At 64.0% G+C, this 1,557-nt stretch carries 2 protein-coding genes; both read right to left on the bottom strand.

Features of this window, described 5'->3' with window-relative positions; genetic code table 11:
• Positions 1-87 precede the first annotated feature (87 nt).
• The gene (locus ENZ75_RS31400) at positions 88-1,335 is read right to left on the bottom strand and encodes an MFS transporter (RefSeq protein ID WP_024502978.1); all 1,248 of its coding nucleotides are present in this window, start codon (positions 1,333-1,335) and stop codon (positions 88-90) included.
• 89 nt (positions 1,336-1,424) lie between these two features.
• Positions 1,425-1,557, bottom strand: a 133-nt coding sequence (locus ENZ75_RS31405) for a DUF1192 family protein (protein ID WP_128278605.1), incomplete at its 5' end; no start/stop codon positions are given.

Raw genomic sequence — 1,557 nt, forward strand, 5'->3', positions numbered from 1 at the left:
GAAGATGGCGCCGGTTGGGATCGGCAATCGCCATGAAGGCGTCGGAAAACATCATGCCTGTATTAGTGAGGCAAAGCCTTTCGAATCTCAACCGTCTGCTTCTGCTTTTCTTCTGGGATCAAGCCGCAATGCTTCCGGGGTGACCGAGCGGTCGGCCGGCTGCGTCTTGAAGGCGTCACGATCCCCGATCGGCACCGGCGCGCGGCGGCTGATGCGCAGCAGCGTGTAGCCCGCCAGGCAGAGATGCGCGAAGGCGGTCGCCAGGAACAGACCTTCCGGGCGCATCCAGCCCATCAGGGCAGCCGCAAGCAAAGGTCCGATCATCGTGCCGAAGCCATAGAGCAGCAACAGCCCGCCAGATACCTTGACGAAATCCTCCGAGCGCGCGTGGTCGTTGGCATGCGCCACGGCGATGGAATAGAGCGTATAGGCGAAGGCGCCATAGGCGGCGGTGAAGACGATGACGAAGACGCCGGAGCGTGGCTCGAACAGGAAGATCATGAGCGCGAAGAAGGCCCCGCCGAAAGCCGCCCCCGCCAGCACGAAGCGCCGGTCGGTCTTGTCGGACAGGCGCCCGGCCGGAAGCTGCATGGCGGCACCGGCAACGACCACAAGGCTCATCATCAGGGCGATCTCGGCCGTGGAAATGCCGATGCGCGCACCATAGACTGCGCCAAGCGTGCCCCAGGCGCCGTTGGCGATGCCGATCAGCACGCAAGCGACCGCCGACACCGGCGAATTGGCATAAAGGCCCCTGACATCAAGTGAGACATCCTGCAGCGGCTTGGGGTGGGAGGCGGTCGAGACCGCCGTCGGAATGAGCGACAGGCAAAACAGGATGCCGGTGATCATGAACAGCGACGCGGACTTCACGTCGCCGCCGGCGACGATCATCTGCCCACCCATGATCGAGGCATAAGTCACCATCATGTAGAGGCCGAAGACGGTGCCACGGTTCTCGTTGGTGGCCTTCTCGTTCAACCAGCTTTCGATGACCATGAAGGCGCCGGCCATGGTGAAGCCGGTGAAGGCGCGCAGCAGGATCCAGACATACTCGTCGATGATCAGCCCGGTGAGCAGCGCCACGATGGCGCCGGATGCGGCAAAGGCGCCAAAGGCGCGCACGTGGCCGGCGCGGCGCACGATGCGCGGTGCGAAGAAGCAGCCGGTGACGAAGCCGCCGGCCCAGGCCGTGCCCATCAGGCCGAGCGATGCGGTCGAGAAGCCTTCCAACTGACCGCGCAGGGGCAGAAGCAGCCCATGCAAACCAGATGCCGCGAGCAGGAAAGCGGTGCCGCGAAGCAGCGAGAGGATCGGTCGGTAGGTTGCGAACATTGGTTGATCCGGCTCAGGTTTGGCGGGGACGCTGGGTCTGAAGACAGTCGCATTCGGGCTTTTCGGCGGCGGGCTTTACGCCCGAGCGCCTATCTGCGGCGGAACAGTGCTTCGGCCGCGGATTTGGTGGTGTCCTTGGCCTTGAGTTCGGCTTCCAGGCGGGCGATTTCGTCGCGCAGGATGCCGATCCGCTCAGTCAAGTCGCTGACGGAAAGCAATGAC

Source organism: Mesorhizobium sp. M7A.F.Ca.CA.002.04.1.1 (assembly GCF_004022805.1).
In the GTDB taxonomy this organism is placed as follows: Bacteria; Pseudomonadota; Alphaproteobacteria; order Rhizobiales; family Rhizobiaceae; genus Mesorhizobium; species Mesorhizobium ciceri.

What these genes read in the sequence shown, in the direction of transcription:
- ENZ75_RS31400 (WP_024502978.1), bottom strand. Translation starts at nt 1,335, where the DNA reads ATGTTCGCAACCTACCGACCGATCCTCTCGCTGCTTCGCGGCACCGCT.